This window comes from Pseudoduganella ginsengisoli (assembly GCF_009720865.1).
GTDB lineage: Bacteria > Pseudomonadota > Gammaproteobacteria > Burkholderiales > Burkholderiaceae_D > Rugamonas > Rugamonas ginsengisoli.
Genome location: NZ_WNLA01000105.1, coordinates 1 through 274, shown reverse-complemented (window position 1 = coordinate 274; position 274 = coordinate 1). Strand labels below are relative to the sequence as shown.

Sequence of the window (274 nt, the reverse complement as noted above, 5' to 3'; positions counted from 1 at the left end):
GGGGGTCGTTGGTTCGAGCCCAACCAGCCCTACCAGTCTCAAGAGATATGGGGGATTAGCTCAGCTGGGAGAGCACCTGCTTTGCAAGCAGGGGGTCGTCGGTTCGATCCCGTCATCCTCCACCAAAGCTGCTCTTATGTAAGACCGGAGTCTTAGATAAGCGTAGTACCGTTCTTTAACAATCTGGAAGAAGTAAAGTTTTATTTAAGCGTGTAAGAAATTACACACTTAGGGTAGTGTTCCGAAAGGAACGCATACAAAAACTCATCAAACA

The 274-nt window shown here is 47.4% G+C and carries 1 tRNA gene; it reads left to right on the top strand.

Going from position 1 to position 274, the window contains the following annotated elements:
- The first annotated feature begins 49 nt into the window (after positions 1–49).
- Positions 50–125, top strand: a tRNA-Ala gene (locus GM668_RS30380).
- Positions 126–274 lie beyond the last annotated feature (149 nt).